A 15421-nucleotide genomic window follows, 5' to 3' on the forward strand; every position below is an offset into this window, starting at 1 on the left:
GCGTTAAGCCTTCCACCAATCCCGGCCCGACGGCAGCCGTTCAATGCCCGATGTGTCGACGGCGGCCAGCCGCTCCGACACGCTCTTGCCGTCGACCACAAGCTCCGGCGCAATTTCTGCCAGCGGTGCCAGCACGAAGGCGCGCTCCAGCATGCGCGGATGCGGCACCTCCAGTCCGGTCTCGTGGATGATGCGGTCGCCGAACACCAGAATGTCGATATCGATCAGGCGTGGACCCCAGCGCTCCTCGCGCACCCGCTTCAGTTTTCGCTCGGCGTCGAGGCAAAGGTCGAGCAAAGCCCGCGGCGCGAGCGCGGTCGAGATTTCGGCCGCCGCGTTGAGGAAATCCGGCTGATCGAGCTTGCCCCAGGGCGGCGTCCGGTAGAGCGACGAAACGGCAACGACGCGCGTGCTCTCGTCGGCATCCAGAATGCCCAGTGCCGCAGCCATCGACTTCGCCGGATCACCGAGATTACCGCCGAGGCTGAGATAGACAGTGTTACTGCTATTGCTATTCTGGCCAGACAACGGTCACCTCGACATGATCGAGCACACCCGGCACCGGAGCGTTCGGCTTGCGCACCGTGATCTCGGCCTTTTTGATCTGCGGAAACCGAGCCGTCAGCGCCCTCGCCACTTCGAGCGCCAGCGCTTCGATCAGAAAGCGCCGCTCGCCGGTAATGATCTTCTCGATGACCGCAAAAGCGATGCCGTAATTGACGGTGTCCTCGATGGAATCCTCGACCAGCGCTCGCCCGGGATCCACCGTGAGTGCCGCATCGACATAAAAGCGCTGGCCGAGCGTCTCTTCTTCGTCCAGCACACCGTGCCGGGCAAAGAAGGCGCAGTTTTTCATGCGGATGACATACATGGCTCAGCTTTCCCCGATCTCACGTGCCAGCATAGCATCGGCGATGGCCAACGCATCCACGTTGATTGCGACATCGTGGACGCGAAAGAGATGCGCGCCTTTGAGCCTCAGGATGACGCTGGTGGCCGCGGTTCCGGCGCCCCTTGCGGCTGCGTCGCGGCCGGTGACGGTGCCGATAAAGCGCTTTCGCGATGTGCCGGCCATCAGTGGAAAACCTAGCGCACGAAGCTCGGAAAACCGTGCCATCAGGTCAAGGTTTTCCGCTGCCGTCTCCTTGGCGAAGCCGAAGCCTGGATCGAGCACGATATGGTCGTCGGCAACACCGCTCCGCCGCCCGATTTCCAGCGACTTCCTGAGGAAGAAGAGCTGATCGGCAATCACGTCGGGCAGTTTCTGCCGGTCCCGTCCCGTGTGCATGATGACAAGCCCGGCGCCGGTTTCCGCCGCGACGCGGGCAATGCCCGGTTCGCGCTGCAGGCCCCAGACGTCATTGACGATATGCGCGCCGGCTTGGACGGCAAGCCGGGCCGTGTCCTCGCGGTAGGTATCTACCGAGATCAGCGTTCCGCCAGACGTCGCGAGCGCCTCGATGACCGGCAATATGCGGGCCTGCTCTTCCTTTGCGGAGACCGCAGACGCCCCGGGACGTGTCGATTCTCCGCCGATGTCGATGACGGAGGCGCCCTCCTCCACCATGCGGCGCGCCTGGGCCACCGCTTTTTCCGGCACATCGAACAGGCCGCCGTCGGAAAAACTGTCAGGCGTGATGTTGAGGATGCCGACGACCACGGCCTTGCCGCCAAGGTCGAGATGGCGTCCGTGCGCCAACTGCCATCGCCCTGTCATCATTGCCCATCAACCATGTTCGATCCCGCGGCGTGGCCGGGGATCAATTCCGTTGCGCCGGAGACGGCGGTAAAGCAAGGTGGGCAAAGAGGCAACACGATGAAACGATCCCTCCTCTGCGCCCTGATGCTCGCTCTGACCGCATTCCCGGCCGGCGCTGCAACTCTCGTCAAGACATATAGCTATTTCCCGATCGGCGGCAGGACGCTCGACGACATCGAGACCCAGCTGTCGAAACTCGGGCCTCAGGTGAAAAGCACCGGGTCGCGGCATCCAGGCGCTACCCAAATGGCGTTCACCACCCGCGTCAGCTATGCGCAGAAGCCGGGCTCGTGCTGGATTGCCGACGCTGTCGTCACCGTCAAGGTCAAGGTGATCCTTCCGCAGTGGCGCCGCCCGCGCAAAGCCGATGCCGGCGTCAGGCTGTTCTGGGATACGTTGTCCGCCGACATCAAGCGCCATGAGGAACGCCACGTCGAGATTGCCAAGAACCATGGCCGCGAACTCGAAGACGCCTTGAAGGCGAGCTACCCGGAAAACACCTGCGAACTGGCCAAAGCCAAGGCCGCGAAAATCACGGCGGCCATGCTCGCCAAGCACGACCAGGACCAGATGCGCTTCGATCGTGTGGAAAGCGTCAATTTCCAAAGCCGCATCCTGCGGCTTCTGCACTATCGCATCGAGCGCGTTGAGAACGGCCGGCTCGCACCCGGCTGAACTCCGCGTCGTTGGACAAAGCCAATTTTGCCGAAACATAGTGCCAGCTTCGGAAAACTTTCGAGCCGCTGTCGAAATCGGCCTATAGCGAACGACATATGCCAGGTTCGCAGGGATCAGCCTCCGGCAAACGCCAATCGGCGTACTGGATGCTTCCCAGCCCGTCGCGGAAGTGCACGCAGGCATAATGGATGAACAGATATGGACCAGGCTGTCGACAAGCAAGCGATGGTGGAAACCAGCGCGCCGCTGACCGAAACCGAGAAAAACGCCATCATCGGCGGCGTGCTTTTGTCGATGCTGCTGGCGGCGCTCGACCAGACCATCGTTGCGCCGGCGATGCCGACGATGGCACGTCTGCTCGGGCATGCCGAATATCTGCCATGGATCGTGACCGGCTATCTGCTGACCGCGACCGCCGTGGCGCCGCTCTACGGCAAGATCTCCGACATTTATGGTCGCCGGCCGACCGTCTATGCTGCAATCCTGATCTTTCTCGCCGGGTCGCTGGTTAGCGCCACGGCGCCCAACATGCTGGTCCTGGTTGTCGGCCGGGCGATCCAGGGCGCCGGTGGCGGCGGTCTTTTCGCCCTGACGCAGACCGTGATCGGCGACCTCGTGCCGCCGCGCGAGCGAGCTCGCTACGCCGCCTGGATCTCAGGCACCTGGGCTGTCGCCAGCATCGCCGGGCCGCTGCTCGGCGGCACCTTCGCCGAACATCTGCATTGGTCGCTGATCTTCTGGATCAACATTCCGCTCGGCCTGCTAGCGATGGCGATCATCAACAACCCGCTCAAGAAGCTGCCGATCGCCGCAAAACATCACCGCATCGACGGCCTCGGCGCGCTGCTTCTGGTCGCGGCCACCTCGCTGCTGCTGCTTGCCTTGAACTGGGGCGGCAGCGAGTATCGGTGGCTGTCGCCTGAAATCCTTGGACTGCTCGCCTGCTCGGCGGTGTTCTGGAGCGCGTTCGCGCTGCGGCTGATGCGCGCGGCCGAACCGCTGATCTCGCTCGAAGTGCTCGGCAATCCGATCGTTCTCGCCGGCACGCTGTCGATGTTCCTGCTGCAGGCCGCCAATGTCGGCTTATCGGTCTATCTGCCGGTCTACCTGCAATCGGTCGTCGGCCTGTCGGTCAGCGAATCGGGCACCGCATTGCTTGGGCTGATGCTCGGCACGGTGGCCGGTGCGACATTCAGCGCGCGAATGATCCCGCGCTTTTTCCACTATAAGCGCATCGCCATGATCGGAACTGTTTTCTCGATCCTGTGCCTCGGCGTGCTCAGCCTGGTCGCCGGGCATGCCTCGCTATTGCTTGTCGAGGTGTTGACGACCTGCATAGGGCTGGGCACAGGCACGACCTTTCCGGTTGCCACTGTCTCGGTCCAGAACGCCGTCGATCGTATGCACCTTGGCGTGGCGACCGGCGTGCTCACGTTCCTGCGCTCGCTGGGCAGCGCGCTTGGCGTCGCTATGCTCGGTGCCGTCGCCCTTGGTTATGGGCTGCCGCTGGCCAGCGAAGGCACGCAGCCGGCCGGCCATATCGCCTCGGCCATGCCGTTCGTGATGATCTTTCTTGCCGCGGCCGCGACCTTGCTGTTGTCGTTCATCACGCTCTGGCTGATGCCGGAAAAAACGCTTCGCGGCCATGCCGAGGCTGTGGCCCCAGCCCTGGCGGAGTAGACCGGCCCGACGAGCGTATAGCGAGGTTCAGTCGAGCACGCCGAGCTTCTTGTGCAGACTGGTCGACGAGGTCGTATACTGGAATACAATGCGCTCGCCGGGGCTGACGATGCGCTTGGCTGCTTGCGCCATCAAGGCGACCTCATGGAAACCCGACAGGATCAGCTTCAGCTTGCCGGGATACCAGTTGATGTCGCCGACGGCGAAGATGCCGGGCACCGACGTCTGGAATTTTTCGGTGTCGACCGGGATCAGGTTCTCGTGGAGATTGAGGCCCCATTCGGCGATTGGGCCGAGCTTCATCGTCAGGCCGAAAAACGGCAGCATCCGCGTACACGGCACTTCGATATCGCCCTCCGGCCCTTTGATGATGGCGGAGGCGAGATGGCCGTCGGCGCCGGTCAGGCCGGTCACCTGTCCGACCTGGAATTCCAGCTGCTTCATCTCCTGCATGGCATACATCTTGTTGACGCTGTCGGGCGCTGCACGGAATTCGGGCCGCCGGTGCACCAGCGTCACGCTCTTGGCCACCGGCTGCAGATTCAGCGTCCAGTCGAGCGCCGAATCGCCGCCGCCGACGATGACGAGGTCATGGCCGCGAAAGTCCTCCATCCGGCGCACCGAGTAGAACACGCTCTTGCCTTCATAGGGTTCGATGCCCGGAATCGGCGGCCGCTTCGGCTGGAAAGAGCCGCCGCCAGCGGCGATCACAACAATTTTGGCTTCGAACACCTCGTTTTCGTCGGAAGTGACGCGGAAGCTGCCGTCCTCCAGTCTTTCCAGGCTCGAAACCATGCGGTTATAGGTGAATTCGGGCTTGAACGGCGCGATCTGCTCAAGCAGCTTGTCGACCAGACCTTGCGCCGAGATCGAGGGCCAGCCCGGAATGTCGTAGATCGGCTTTTCCGGGTAGAGTTCGGCGCACTGCCCGCCGGGCCGGTCGAGTATGTCGATCAGATGGCACTTCATGTCGAAGAGGCCGAGCTCGAATACCGCAAACAGGCCGACTGGCCCTGCCCCGACAATGAGTACGTCCGGCTTGGTGATAGCAGTCATGAAGCATGCGCCTTTATGGGAAAACGGCGCGACACTGCATGACCATTGGCCCGCTGCCAAGCGGCAGCGGCAAAAATCGGCATCAGCCCTGGCGGGCCGGCACGCGCACGACCAGCCCGTCGAGGGCGTCGCGCACCTTGATCTGACATGACAGCCGTGAGTTCGGCTGGACCTCGTAGGCGAAATCCAGCATGTCCTCTTCCATGGCTTCCGGCTCGCCGACCTCCGCCGTCCAGGCTTCGTCGACATAAACATGGCAGGTCGCGCAGGCGCAGGCGCCGCCGCATTCCGCTTCTATTCCCGGCACCGCATTGCGGATCGCATTTTCCATGACGGTCGAGCCGTTTTCGGCATCCACGTCAAAATGCGTGCCGTCATGGGCGATGAAGGTCAGCTTGGTCATTTGTCACCTGAAGGGAGTCTGAGCCGACATAATCACTCTGCCGGACAAGTCAACTGCGGCGCGAAAGCGCCGCTGCGTGGCGTTTTGGAGATAAGTCCTATCGGCTGATGGCGGCGACGAAATCCCGCACTTCTTCGATCAGCGAGCCAAGCCGCTTCAGCGTGCTGGCGTCTTCTGGCCGGCATTCGATCGCGCTGGCGCAATCGGCAATGGCAAAGGCGCCGACCCCGCGCGCCGAGCCTTTGAGCCCGTGTGCCAATAGCAGCCGCTGTCTAACATCCGCATCGACGATCTTGTCGCGCACCGACAACGCCTGCTGCACGAACAGAGCCAGCACCTCCTGCTCGAGGCTCCGATCGCCCATCGTCTGGCGCGCAAGATGCGCCAGGTCGATCGGCCGCGCCCCGGCCGTTCCCGACACGTCGCCGCCGGGCATCGAGAAGGCAATGCCGTTTTCGCCACGTATCACTTTGAGACTCCGCTCTTCGACCGCCGCAAAAATAGGCGTATCCAGTGGACAACGGGTTAATGATTGGCCCGGAAAAATGTCGCGATAACGGCGCCGGAATCACGGCTGTGTTAACCTTATATTTAAAGTTTTACGTATCGGCCGGAATGCATGTTTTCTTTACCCGGCTGTGTCATTACGATACGACAGGTCCATTTTCAGCCTCCTGCGCGGGACACGCTAGGCAGAATCAATAAGCAGAACCATAAGTCCCGCCGCAGCTTGTACAGGGTAGCGAAGGCATGGCGAAGAAACCAACGACGACAAGAACGCTCGACAGCGACGTAGCCAGGGAACTCGAAAAGGCACTTGATATCGATCTGAGCGGCGATGCCGGCGGCGACTTCGACATGGCGGCATCCATGGAAGATCTGGAAGCGCAAATATCGCAAGCCGCCGACGAGCTGGCGCGCGAAGGTCGCAGCCAGAACGAACCGCCTGCCCCGGACCAGCCCCAGAACGCGGCACCAGCCGCCAATCAAAGCCAGAACGCAAATTCCGCGCCAAAGGCCAAGCCGGCTGAGTTGCGTCCTGTCGCAACGCGCAATGGCTCGCAGCCGGCAGCTTTCTCGCCGGCCAACGACGATCGTCAAAAAGACTATAAGACGCTCCTGCACACCCTCAATCGGCGCGCCTCGAACACGATCTATTGGGTCGTGGCTTTCGTTTCGCTGGCCTGGATCGCCGGCGCCGGCGGCCTTGCGAACCTGTTGTTCGGACCTGGCATCTGGAACATCCGCACCTTCGATCAGTTTTTCGCCCGTCCCGAACTGATCGGCCTGGCGGTCGCGGCAATCGTGCCCGTCATCCTGTTCTGGGCATTCGCAGTGATGATTCGCCGCGCTCAGGAGATGCGCCTTGCCGCGCAGTCGATGACCGAGGTGGCCTTCCGTCTGGCCGAGCCGGAAAATCTTGCCCAAGATCGCGTCATGATGATCGGCCAAGCGGTTCGCCGCGAGGTGGCGGCCATGGGCGAAGGCATCGAACGCACGCTTGCGCGTGCCGTCGAGCTCGAAACGCTGGTTCACAGCGAGGTGAACCAGATCGAGCGCTCCTATTCGGAGAACGAGTCCCGCATCCGCTCGCTGGTCGACGGGCTGGGCAGTGAGCGCGAAGCGGTCGTCACCCATGCCGAGCGCGTGCGCGCCTCGATCACCGGCGCCCACGAGACGCTGAAAGACGAGATCAACGCCGCCAGCGATATCATTCGCGACAGCATTCTCAACGCCTCGACCAAGCTGTCGATGACGATCAATGAATCCGGCGACACGCTGATCGACAGGATCAACGGAAGCTCGATGTCGATCTTCGATTCGGTGGAAGGCCGGCTCGAATCGATCACCGATCGGCTGTCGACGTCGGGCGAGGCCTTCGCCAGCCTGCTCGACACCCGCATCGCCAAGCTGACGGACACCACCGATGGCCTGACGCGGTCGCTGACCGACCTGCTCGACGACCGCACGAGCGGCATGGTGTCGCTGCTCGGCGGTGCTGCCCGCACACTTAATTCCGAATTCGAAGCCAGCCTCAACGGCATCGAGCGGACGCTTGCCGAACGTGGCCAGGCGCTGATCAGCGAATTCCAGACCCGCGCCGAGGCGCTCGACACCGGTACGCAGAAGCTCAACGCCGCGCTGGAGGCTCGCGCACGCCAGATCAACGAGACGCTGGTCGAGCGCGCGCGCGAAATCGCCCACACCTTCCAGGATAGCAAGGAGACGCTGTCGGCAATGATCGATCAGGGCAAGACCCAGATCGGCGCCGACATGGCCGACATCATTTCATCGACCTCGACGATGCTTGAGGCCCGCGCCGGCGATTTCGCCGGGCGCATGGAGGCGGCGCGCCATGTCGTATCGCGTTCGTTCGATACGGACATCCAGCGGCTTGCCGAGGCTCGCGCCGGCATCGAGGAAGCCGTCGAAAACCACAGCCACAAGCTTTCCGAAAGCCGCGACCGGATGGCGGCGGCAATGCAGGCCGATCTGGCGAAGTTCGCCGAGGGTCGCGCCGAAATCGACGCAGCGGTGGCCAACCAGGTGCAGAAGCTTGCCGAAGGCCGCAGCCTTATCTCGCGTGCCCTTGAGGAGGATCTGCGCAAGGTCAACGAATCGCGCGCAGCGATCGACGCTTCGCTGGGCAGCCATCTCGAAAGCCTTGAAGAGGGTCGCAACAGGCTTGCCCAGGCCTTGAACGAAGACTCTGGAAAACTCGTGCAAGCTCGTACGATAATTGATGAAATGGTTGCCGGGCACGTCGGCAAGCTCGCCGAAGGCCGCAGCATCCTTTCGCGCGCGCTCGAGGCCGACCTCGGCAAGCTGGCAGAGAGTCGCGCCAGCATCGACGGCCTAGTCGCCGGTCAAGTCGAAAAGATCGCCGAGGGCCGCGCCATACTCGCCAGTGCGCTGGAAGCCGACATCGCCGGCATCAATGGCCTCATCGAGGCGCATTCGGCCAAATTGGCGCAAGACCGCAGCGGCCTTTCCCAGTCGCTCGATAACGACCTGTCCGACATCAGGAGCCTGATCGCCGATCATTCTGGCAGGCTCGCCGATGACCGCAGCCTGCTCTCGAAGACGCTTGAAGACGATCTTGCCAAGTTGGCGGAAAGCCGGTCGAGCATCGATGGGCTGGTTGCCGGCCAGGTCGAGAAGCTGGCCGAAGGCCGCGACATCCTCAAGCGCGCGCTTGAATCGGACCTGAACGCGGTCAAGGGCGTCATCGCCAGCCAGTCCGAAAAGCTGGCGGAAGACCGTGGCCAGCTGTCACGGGCACTGGAGAGCGACCTGGAGACTGTGCGGGGCGTTGTCTCCGATCACATGAACAAGCTCACAGAGGACCGTTCGACCCTTTCGAAGGCGCTCGAAGACGATCTCGCCAAATTGGCCGAAAGCCGCTCGAGCATCGATGTGATGGTTGCCGGCCAGGTCGAAAAGCTGGCAGAAGGCCGCGACATCCTCAAGCGCGCGCTCGAAGCCGATCTGAGCACCGTCAAGAGTGTCATCGCCAGTCAATCCGAGAAGCTGGCGGAGGATCGCGGTCAGCTGTCGCGGGCACTGGAGACCGATCTCGAGGCCGTGCGGGGCGTCGTCTCCGATCATATGAACAAGCTCGCCGAGGACCGTTCGGCCCTGTCGAAGGCGCTCGAGGACGATCTCGCCAGGCTGGCAGAGAGCCGGTCGAGCATCGACGGGCTGGTCTCCGGCCAGGTCGAGAAGCTGGCCGAGGGTCGCGACATCCTGAAGCGCGCGCTGGAAGACGATCTTGCCAAGCTGGCCGAAAGCCGCTCGAGCATCGACGGACTGGTTTCCGGCCAAGTTGAGAAACTGGCCGAAGGCCGCGACATTCTCAAGCGCGCTTTGGAGGCCGATCTCAAGACCATCAAGGATGTTATTGCGGGCCAGTCCGAGAAACTGGCGGAAGATCGCTCAACCTTGACCAAGGCGCTGGAAGACGACCTTGCCAAGCTGGCCGAAAGCCGCTCGAGCATCGACGGACTGGTTTCCGGCCAGGTCGAGAAACTGGCCGAAGGCCGCGACATCCTCAAGCGCGCCTTGGAGGCGGATCTCAACACGATCAGGGGCGCCATCGCCGACCAATCGCAGCTATTGACTGATAATCGCGCGCAGTTTTCGCGTGCGCTGGAAGCCGATCTCGGTAACGTCAACAGCCTTGTCGCAACCCACGCAGAGAAGCTCGTCCAGGACCGCTCGACCCTGTCGAAGGCGCTCGAGGACGATCTCGCCAAGCTGGCCGAAAGCCGCTCGAGCATCGATGGGCTGGTCGCCGGCCAGGTCGAGAAACTGGCGGAAGGCCGCGACATCCTCAGGCGCGCGTTGGAAGCCGACCTGGAAAGGCTTGCAGTGAGCCGCAGCGAGGTCGACGAGATCGTCGCCGGTCATGTCGGCAAGCTGAGCGAGGGCCGCGACATGCTGACCCGCGCATTGCAGGACGATCTCTCCAGGCTCGCCGAAACGCGCAAGGATGTCGACCGTTCGCTGTCCGGCCATATCGACCAGATCGCCGCCAGGAGCACCGACATCTCCGATGCAATCGCTGCCGACGTAGAAAAGATCGAGCAGGTGTTCAGCCGGCAGACAGGCGTCATCGAGGAGCGCGCCAGCACCATGGAGCGGGCGCTGTCGACGGGTGTCGACAACGTTCGCAGTGTGCTCGAAAGAAGCGCGGTCTTCGTCGCCGGGGCGCTGCGCGAAAAGGTCATGGAAGTCACCAGCGCACTGCATGAGCAGGCGGGCGCGGCATTCAGCGATGCCGACCGCAAGATCGCCGAGCGCGCCGAGCAGACCTCGGCGGCCCTGCTCGCCAGGGCGGAGGACATCGCCCGCACCTTTGAAGAGGCGGATCGTCGCCTCGCCGCGCGCGCCGAGGATACGTCGAGCGCACTGATTGCCCGCGTCGACGACACGTCGAACACCTTGCTTGCGCGTGCCCAGGAGACGGCCGATCAGCTGGCAGCCAGAGCAAGTGAGATTGCCGGCACCTTCGACGCGGCGGACCATAGGCTGGTCTCTCGCGCCATCGAAACGGCCCAGTCGCTGGCTGCACGTGCCGGCGACATCCTGCGCAATTTCGAAACAGCCGACGAGCGGCTGGGCGTGCGCATCGGCGAATCCGCCGAAGCTCTCGCGGCACGCGCGTCGGACCTCGGTCGCATTTTCGATGCCGCCGACCAGCAACTTATCTCGCGCATTGCAGAAGGGTCCGAAGCACTTTCGGCCCGCGCGTCCGAGATCGGCCGCATCTTCGAGGAGGCGGATCATCGCCTGGTGTCCCGTATCGCCGACAGCAGCACCGCCATCGGCGAACATGCCGACACCATTGTCGGCGCCTTCACCAGCACCGAGCAGCGGGTTGCCGAACGCGCCAGGCAGACTGGCCAGGAACTCGCCGTCCATGCCCGTGAGATCGAGCAGGTGCTTGCCGGTGCCGACGAACGCCTGGCATCGAGTGCTGCTGTTACAGCCGCCCGCGTCGAGGAGCAGGTCGCCAGCGTCGAGAACCGCCTCGCCTACTCCGCCGAGACAATGGGCCAAAAGCTCAACGAACAGGTTTCGAATGCCGAGGCGCAGCTGGTCTCGCGTGCCAACACGATCGCCGAAACCTTCACCGCGGTCGGCCAGCATATCGGCCAGAGCACCAACGACGCTGCAAAGACCATCGGTGCCAATACTCGCGAGCTCAGTACGATGCTTGCGGCACGTTCGGCCGAAATATCGAAAATCCTGGACGAGACGGCACGGCCTCTGGTCGAGCGCTTCGCCCAGGGCGGCTCCGAGCTGCAAAAGAGCATGGAAGAGGTCACCGAACGTGCGACCGAGAAGCTGCGCACTCAAAACGCTGCCCTCGTCGACGCCCTCGCCAGCCGTACGGCCGAAACTCTGTCGGCCGTCGAAGGTGCGCGCTCGACGCTTGCCGACAGCGTTGCCGACCTCATCGGCCGCATGACCACCTCCAGCTCGCAGCTCGGTCAGTTGATCGAGCAGGCGGCGACCAATCTCGGCCAGGTCGACGAACGCCTGACCGGCAGCACGCAAAGCTTCGCGGCGACCACGGAAAAGACCGCGCAGACCTTCGCCAGTTCGGCGCGTCTGGTCGATTCGAACACGACGCGGCTCACCGAGCTGTCGTCGTCGACCTTGCGCGAGGTTGCTTCAATCGCGACCAAGTTCGACGAGCACAGCCGGTTGCTTTCCAGTGCCTCGGACCTGTTGAGCTCGGCCCAGAGCAATCTCGAGCACACGCTCGAAAGGCAATCGTCGCTGGAGGACCTCGCCGTCGGCCTTGTCAAGAAGTCGGAAGATCTCGAAAGGGTCATGCGCTCGTTCGAGAATCTGGTCGGCCAGACGCTGCAGAACGCCGAAGGCAAGACGCTGGAGTCCGCCGACAAGATCCGTACCGCGATTTCCGAAGTGGTCGATTCGGCCACCAAGCGCTTTGCCGATGCGACCGAGGAGATGCGGCGCACCGCCGGCTCGATCAAGAGCGAGCTCGACCTCACCCGAGCCGAGCTTAAGAAAGGCGTCATCGAGATGCCGGAAGAGGCAAAGGAATCAACCACGGCTATCCGCCGTGCCGTTTCCGAGCAGATCAACGCGCTGAAGGAACTTTCTGAAATCGTTGCCAAATCTGGCCGCAGCACCGACAGCTCGGAACAGCGCAACCTGCGTCCGGCGCCGCAAGCGCCTGCCGCACGCGCTGCTGAACCGCCACGTCGCCCGGCTCCGGCTCCCGAACAGCGCCGTCCGCCGCAGGCGCCTTCGGGCGAGACGGCGCTACGCGGCACGCTCGACCTCGAACGTCCCGCGGACCAAGCGCCGCGCCAGCGCGACCCCAACGGCCGTACGCCGCAGGGCGGCTGGGTGCGCGACCTCCTGACCGGTGCATCGCGCGAAGACGACGCCAAACCGGCGGCGGCTGCCGAAGCGCCGCGCCCGGCTCCCGCTGCGCGTTCGCCGCTTCATGTCGTGGAATCGCTGAACTCACTCTCTGTCGATATCGCCCGCGCCATCGATCACGATGCCTCGATCGAGCTGTGGAACCGCTACCGGCGCGGCGAGCGCGACGTCTTCACGCGCCGTCTTTACACGCTGAAGGGCCAGCAGACGTTCGACGAGATCCGCCGCAAGTATCAGTCGGAGGCGGAGTTCCGCGCTGCTGTCGATCGTTACTGCGACGATTTCGAAAAGCTGCTCAAGGACGTGTCGCGCAACGACCGCGACAACATCATGGCACAGACCTACCTGACTTCGGATACCGGCAAGGTCTACACCATGCTGGCCCACGCCAGCGGCCGCCTGCACTAAGCGGGCGACAGGAAAACTGGAAGGGCGTTCTGCCCTTTCAGTTTAGACCCGATATTGAAAAGATTGTCCCACTGCGCAAATCATCTGATCTGGTCGGATGTTTACGCGCAGGAGTTGAGGCCGGGATGTCGTGCAATGCAGACAATTCGCGGCGATCTACTTCAGCTTGCGCTCGACGGAACGTTCTCAGTTCCATTGGCAGGGCAAAGGCGTGAAGGCTGACTACCAGGCAATCCGAAAAGTCATGCAGGCAGTCAAAGGCAGATTCGCGGGCAAAAGAATCGGCTACCCGAAAATTGGCGCGGGGCTGGCTGGAGGTGATTGGGAAATCATAGGCTCAATCATCGATGACGAGCTTGCGGGCGAAGATCACACGCTCGTCGAATATGCTCCGTGAGTTGCTTCGGTCTTTGGCCGCTTCATAGCAGCTAGCCCGGTTTAGATCACAGTGTCGGTCCAGCGGACGATTTGCCCGGCCGCATCGCCGAACGCGGCATCGAGCGCGCCGACATAGGCCTGGTTGCCATTGCCCGAAACGGGCGCGATGGCGCTAAACGTCTTCGAAGCGCGCACTTCACCGTTGCGGTCGTTCAACAGGCGCACGAACAGCTCGACCTCGGCATGTTGGCCGCCATCGACACGCACCTCGAACGAGCGGATCTCGACGATCACCTGATAGTCGATCGCCAGCCCCTCGCCTGGCTTGCCGACGCCGGTGAAGCTGCCCGAGCGCTGGAACGTCTCTGCCAGCCGCGCCTGTACGATCATCGGCAGCCGGTCGGCCCATTGCGCGCCCTTGAGATACTGGATCGATCGCGGCGATGGCTTGATGACGATGTTCTGGCTATCCAGCGCCTTGAGCGCCGATGGCTGGGCGATGAGGATCTGGCGACGGCTGTGGGCACGCGCTTCCAGCGACGGCGCCGAAAGCTCGAACGTATCCAACGGCGCCGGTCCGCCGCCCGGCAAGGCCGCGCAGCTTGCAAGCGAAAGCGCCAGCAACACCGCCCCAACCTTAGACCCACCCGATGTGATGCTGCCTGAACTGATCGACTTCAAACGCGATCCCCCCCGGATCGTGGAAACAACGCGCATCTGCAAGCTATGTTCTTGCGGTGGTCGGGGATCGAAGTCAACGGCGCACCCTGCCGTCGAACTGCCGGACCTCGCCCTCGCCGCCGGACAAGATCCGTTGTGGGTTGCGGCTGAGATCGGTTACCGCCTCTTCGATGCGGGTGATCGAACGACGGCTGTCCTGGACCAGCGCTTCGACGTTTTGCAGCCCCTGTCCCGAGAATCGCGCCAGATTGTCGGTGATGGTACCGAGGCGGGCGTTCAGCGTATCGGCGACCTGCTTGAATGATCTCAGCGTCGCTCTCGCGTCGGCCATGACGCCGTCGGCCTGGCCGGAGCCGAGCAGTTTGTCGACCTTGGCAAGGATACCGTCGACTCGCACCGAGGCATCGTTGAGGCGTCCTGCGAGCTGGTGCGCGTCTTTGATGGTTTCGTCGATGTCGTCGGCTCGGTTGGCGAACTTGTTGGTCACCTTGGCGATGTCGGCGGCAGCCTCGTTGGCGTTTTCACTGGCCTTCTGGATATTGGCCAGCGCGGTGCGAACCTCAGCCGGATCGATGCCGTCGAGAACGCCGTCGACCTTGGCCAGCGTGCCTTGCGTCTTCTGGGCGAAGTCGTTGATCGAGCCGACCGCCGTGTCGACGTTCTTGATGACCGTGTCGAACTGCTTGCTGGTTTCCTTGAGATTAGCGGTGACCGTGTCGACGTTGGCGACGATGCTCTTGATCTGGTCCTTGTCGACGGCGTTGAGTAGCCCTTCCGCCGCCTTCAGCGTGCCGTCGAGCTTGCCCGAAACACCCTTCAGTTCGTCCGCCAGCGAGCTGACGCTGGCCAGGAACTTGTCGACGCCGTCCGCATTCCTGGCCAGTGCGTCGGAGAAGGTCTGGACATTGGTGACGGTCTGCGTCAGCGGCCCGCGAACATCCTTGGTGAAGCCTTCGAGCTCCGAAAGGACCTTGTCGGCGCGGGTGAAGATGTTCTGCGCCGTCTGCAGCAGGTTGGTGACCGCCGACGGGTTGGCAACGATCTCGGCGACACGGCCTTCCTTTTCCGCCTCGTCGAGGAGTTTTGGCTCCTTGGGGTCGGCGCCCTTGAGCTCGATGTTGGCCTGGCCGGTGAGGCCGGCAAGCCCGATATCGGCCTGCGTCGACTTGGTGATAGGCGTATTCCGGTCTATTTCGGTGTCGGCGATGGCAGCGGTCGGATTGTCGACGTCGATATAGACACGGCGCACGTCGCCGACTTTGACGCCGTTGAACAGCACGAAGCTGCCACGACCGAGCCCCGAAGCGGAGCCTGGAATGCGCACGCGCAGCACCGTCGTCTCACCCTTTTCGCCGATTGCCGCCGTCCAATAGACGAAAGCGAAAGCCGCGAGGATCGCGGCCAGCGTGAAAATGCCGACAATGACGTAGTTGGCCCTGGTTTCCATTGCTCAC

Annotated in this window: 12 protein-coding genes; 4 read left to right on the forward strand and 8 right to left on the reverse strand. The window is 63.0% G+C overall.

Features of this window, described 5'->3' with window-relative positions:
• Positions 1-3: 3 nt before the first annotated feature.
• The 3 genes from folK to folP are packed head-to-tail and all read right to left on the reverse strand — an operon-like array spanning position 4 to position 1720.
• On the reverse strand, positions 4-528 hold the full coding sequence (gene folK / locus NKH21_RS11680) for a 2-amino-4-hydroxy-6-hydroxymethyldihydropteridine diphosphokinase (protein WP_352666494.1): 525 nt from the start codon (positions 526-528) through the stop codon (positions 4-6).
• A complete protein-coding gene (gene folB, locus NKH21_RS11685; protein WP_023674838.1) occupies positions 512-871 on the reverse strand; it encodes a dihydroneopterin aldolase in 360 nt (119 codons plus the stop codon). Before folB ends, folK begins: the two co-directional genes overlap by 17 nt.
• A gap of 3 nt (positions 872-874) precedes the next feature.
• Positions 875-1720 carry a dihydropteroate synthase gene (gene folP / locus NKH21_RS11690; RefSeq protein WP_352666492.1) on the reverse strand — a complete coding sequence of 282 codons (846 nt, stop codon included), beginning with the start codon at positions 1718-1720 and terminating at the stop codon, positions 875-877.
• A 96-nt stretch (positions 1721-1816) separates the two neighbouring features.
• Between folP and NKH21_RS11695 the strand changes: the two genes are divergently transcribed.
• Entirely contained in the window at positions 1817-2434 is a 618-nt protein-coding gene (locus NKH21_RS11695) for a DUF922 domain-containing Zn-dependent protease (RefSeq protein ID WP_352666491.1), read from the forward strand.
• A gap of 201 nt (positions 2435-2635) precedes the next feature.
• The gene (locus NKH21_RS11700; protein ID WP_352666489.1) at positions 2636-4117 is read left to right on the forward strand and encodes an MDR family MFS transporter; all 1482 of its coding nucleotides are present in this window, start codon (positions 2636-2638) and stop codon (positions 4115-4117) included.
• A 27-nt stretch (positions 4118-4144) separates the two neighbouring features.
• On the opposite strand, the gene NKH21_RS11705 is transcribed toward NKH21_RS11700, so the two are convergent.
• The 3 genes from NKH21_RS11705 to NKH21_RS11715 all read right to left on the reverse strand — a co-directional run bounded on the left by NKH21_RS11705 (position 4145) and on the right by NKH21_RS11715 (position 6042).
• A complete protein-coding gene (locus NKH21_RS11705) occupies positions 4145-5173 on the reverse strand; it encodes an NAD(P)/FAD-dependent oxidoreductase (RefSeq protein WP_352865015.1) in 1029 nt (342 codons plus the stop codon).
• A gap of 82 nt (positions 5174-5255) precedes the next feature.
• A complete protein-coding gene (locus NKH21_RS11710) occupies positions 5256-5576 on the reverse strand; it encodes a 2Fe-2S iron-sulfur cluster-binding protein (RefSeq protein ID WP_023674833.1) in 321 nt (106 codons plus the stop codon).
• A 97-nt stretch (positions 5577-5673) separates the two neighbouring features.
• Positions 5674-6042 (reverse strand): Hpt domain-containing protein, encoded by a 369-nt coding sequence (locus NKH21_RS11715; protein WP_292660938.1) that lies wholly within the window; start codon positions 6040-6042, stop codon positions 5674-5676.
• 284 nt (positions 6043-6326) lie between these two features.
• Between NKH21_RS11715 and NKH21_RS11720 the strand changes: the two genes are divergently transcribed.
• The gene (locus NKH21_RS11720; protein ID WP_352865018.1) at positions 6327-12908 is read left to right on the forward strand and encodes an apolipoprotein A-IV repeat region-like domain-containing protein; all 6582 of its coding nucleotides are present in this window, start codon (positions 6327-6329) and stop codon (positions 12906-12908) included.
• 211 nt (positions 12909-13119) lie between these two features.
• Positions 13120-13305, forward strand: a complete 186-nt coding sequence (locus NKH21_RS11725; RefSeq protein ID WP_352666486.1) for a macro domain-containing protein — start codon at positions 13120-13122, stop codon at positions 13303-13305.
• 41 nt (positions 13306-13346) lie between these two features.
• On the opposite strand, the gene NKH21_RS11730 is transcribed toward NKH21_RS11725, so the two are convergent.
• Together NKH21_RS11730 and NKH21_RS11735 are read right to left on the reverse strand one after the other, a co-directional pair.
• Entirely contained in the window at positions 13347-14003 is a 657-nt protein-coding gene (locus tag NKH21_RS11730; protein ID WP_352666609.1) for an ABC-type transport auxiliary lipoprotein family protein, read from the reverse strand.
• A gap of 37 nt (positions 14004-14040) precedes the next feature.
• Entirely contained in the window at positions 14041-15414 is a 1374-nt protein-coding gene (locus tag NKH21_RS11735) for an MlaD family protein (protein WP_352666484.1), read from the reverse strand.
• Between the last annotated feature and the right edge of the window lie 7 nt (positions 15415-15421).

This window comes from Mesorhizobium sp. M1329, from assembly GCF_040318035.1.
GTDB lineage: Bacteria > Pseudomonadota > Alphaproteobacteria > Rhizobiales > Rhizobiaceae > Mesorhizobium.

What these genes read in the sequence shown, in the direction of transcription:
- folB (WP_023674838.1), bottom strand. Translation starts at nt 871, where the DNA reads ATGTATGTCATCCGCATGAAAAACTGCGCCTTCTTTGCCCGGCACGGT.
- folP (WP_352666492.1), bottom strand. Translation starts at nt 1,720, where the DNA reads ATGATGACAGGGCGATGGCAGTTGGCGCACGGACGCCATCTCGACCTT.
- NKH21_RS11695 (WP_352666491.1), top strand. Translation starts at nt 1,817, where the DNA reads ATGAAACGATCCCTCCTCTGCGCCCTGATGCTCGCTCTGACCGCATTC.
- NKH21_RS11700 (WP_352666489.1), top strand. Translation starts at nt 2,636, where the DNA reads ATGGACCAGGCTGTCGACAAGCAAGCGATGGTGGAAACCAGCGCGCCG.
- NKH21_RS11705 (WP_352865015.1), bottom strand. Translation starts at nt 5,173, where the DNA reads ATGACTGCTATCACCAAGCCGGACGTACTCATTGTCGGGGCAGGGCCA.
- NKH21_RS11710 (WP_023674833.1), bottom strand. Translation starts at nt 5,576, where the DNA reads ATGACCAAGCTGACCTTCATCGCCCATGACGGCACGCATTTTGACGTG.
- NKH21_RS11720 (WP_352865018.1), top strand. Translation starts at nt 6,327, where the DNA reads ATGGCGAAGAAACCAACGACGACAAGAACGCTCGACAGCGACGTAGCC.
- NKH21_RS11730 (WP_352666609.1), bottom strand. Translation starts at nt 14,003, where the DNA reads ATGCGCGTTGTTTCCACGATCCGGGGGGGATCGCGTTTGAAGTCGATC.
- NKH21_RS11735 (WP_352666484.1), bottom strand. Translation starts at nt 15,414, where the DNA reads ATGGAAACCAGGGCCAACTACGTCATTGTCGGCATTTTCACGCTGGCC.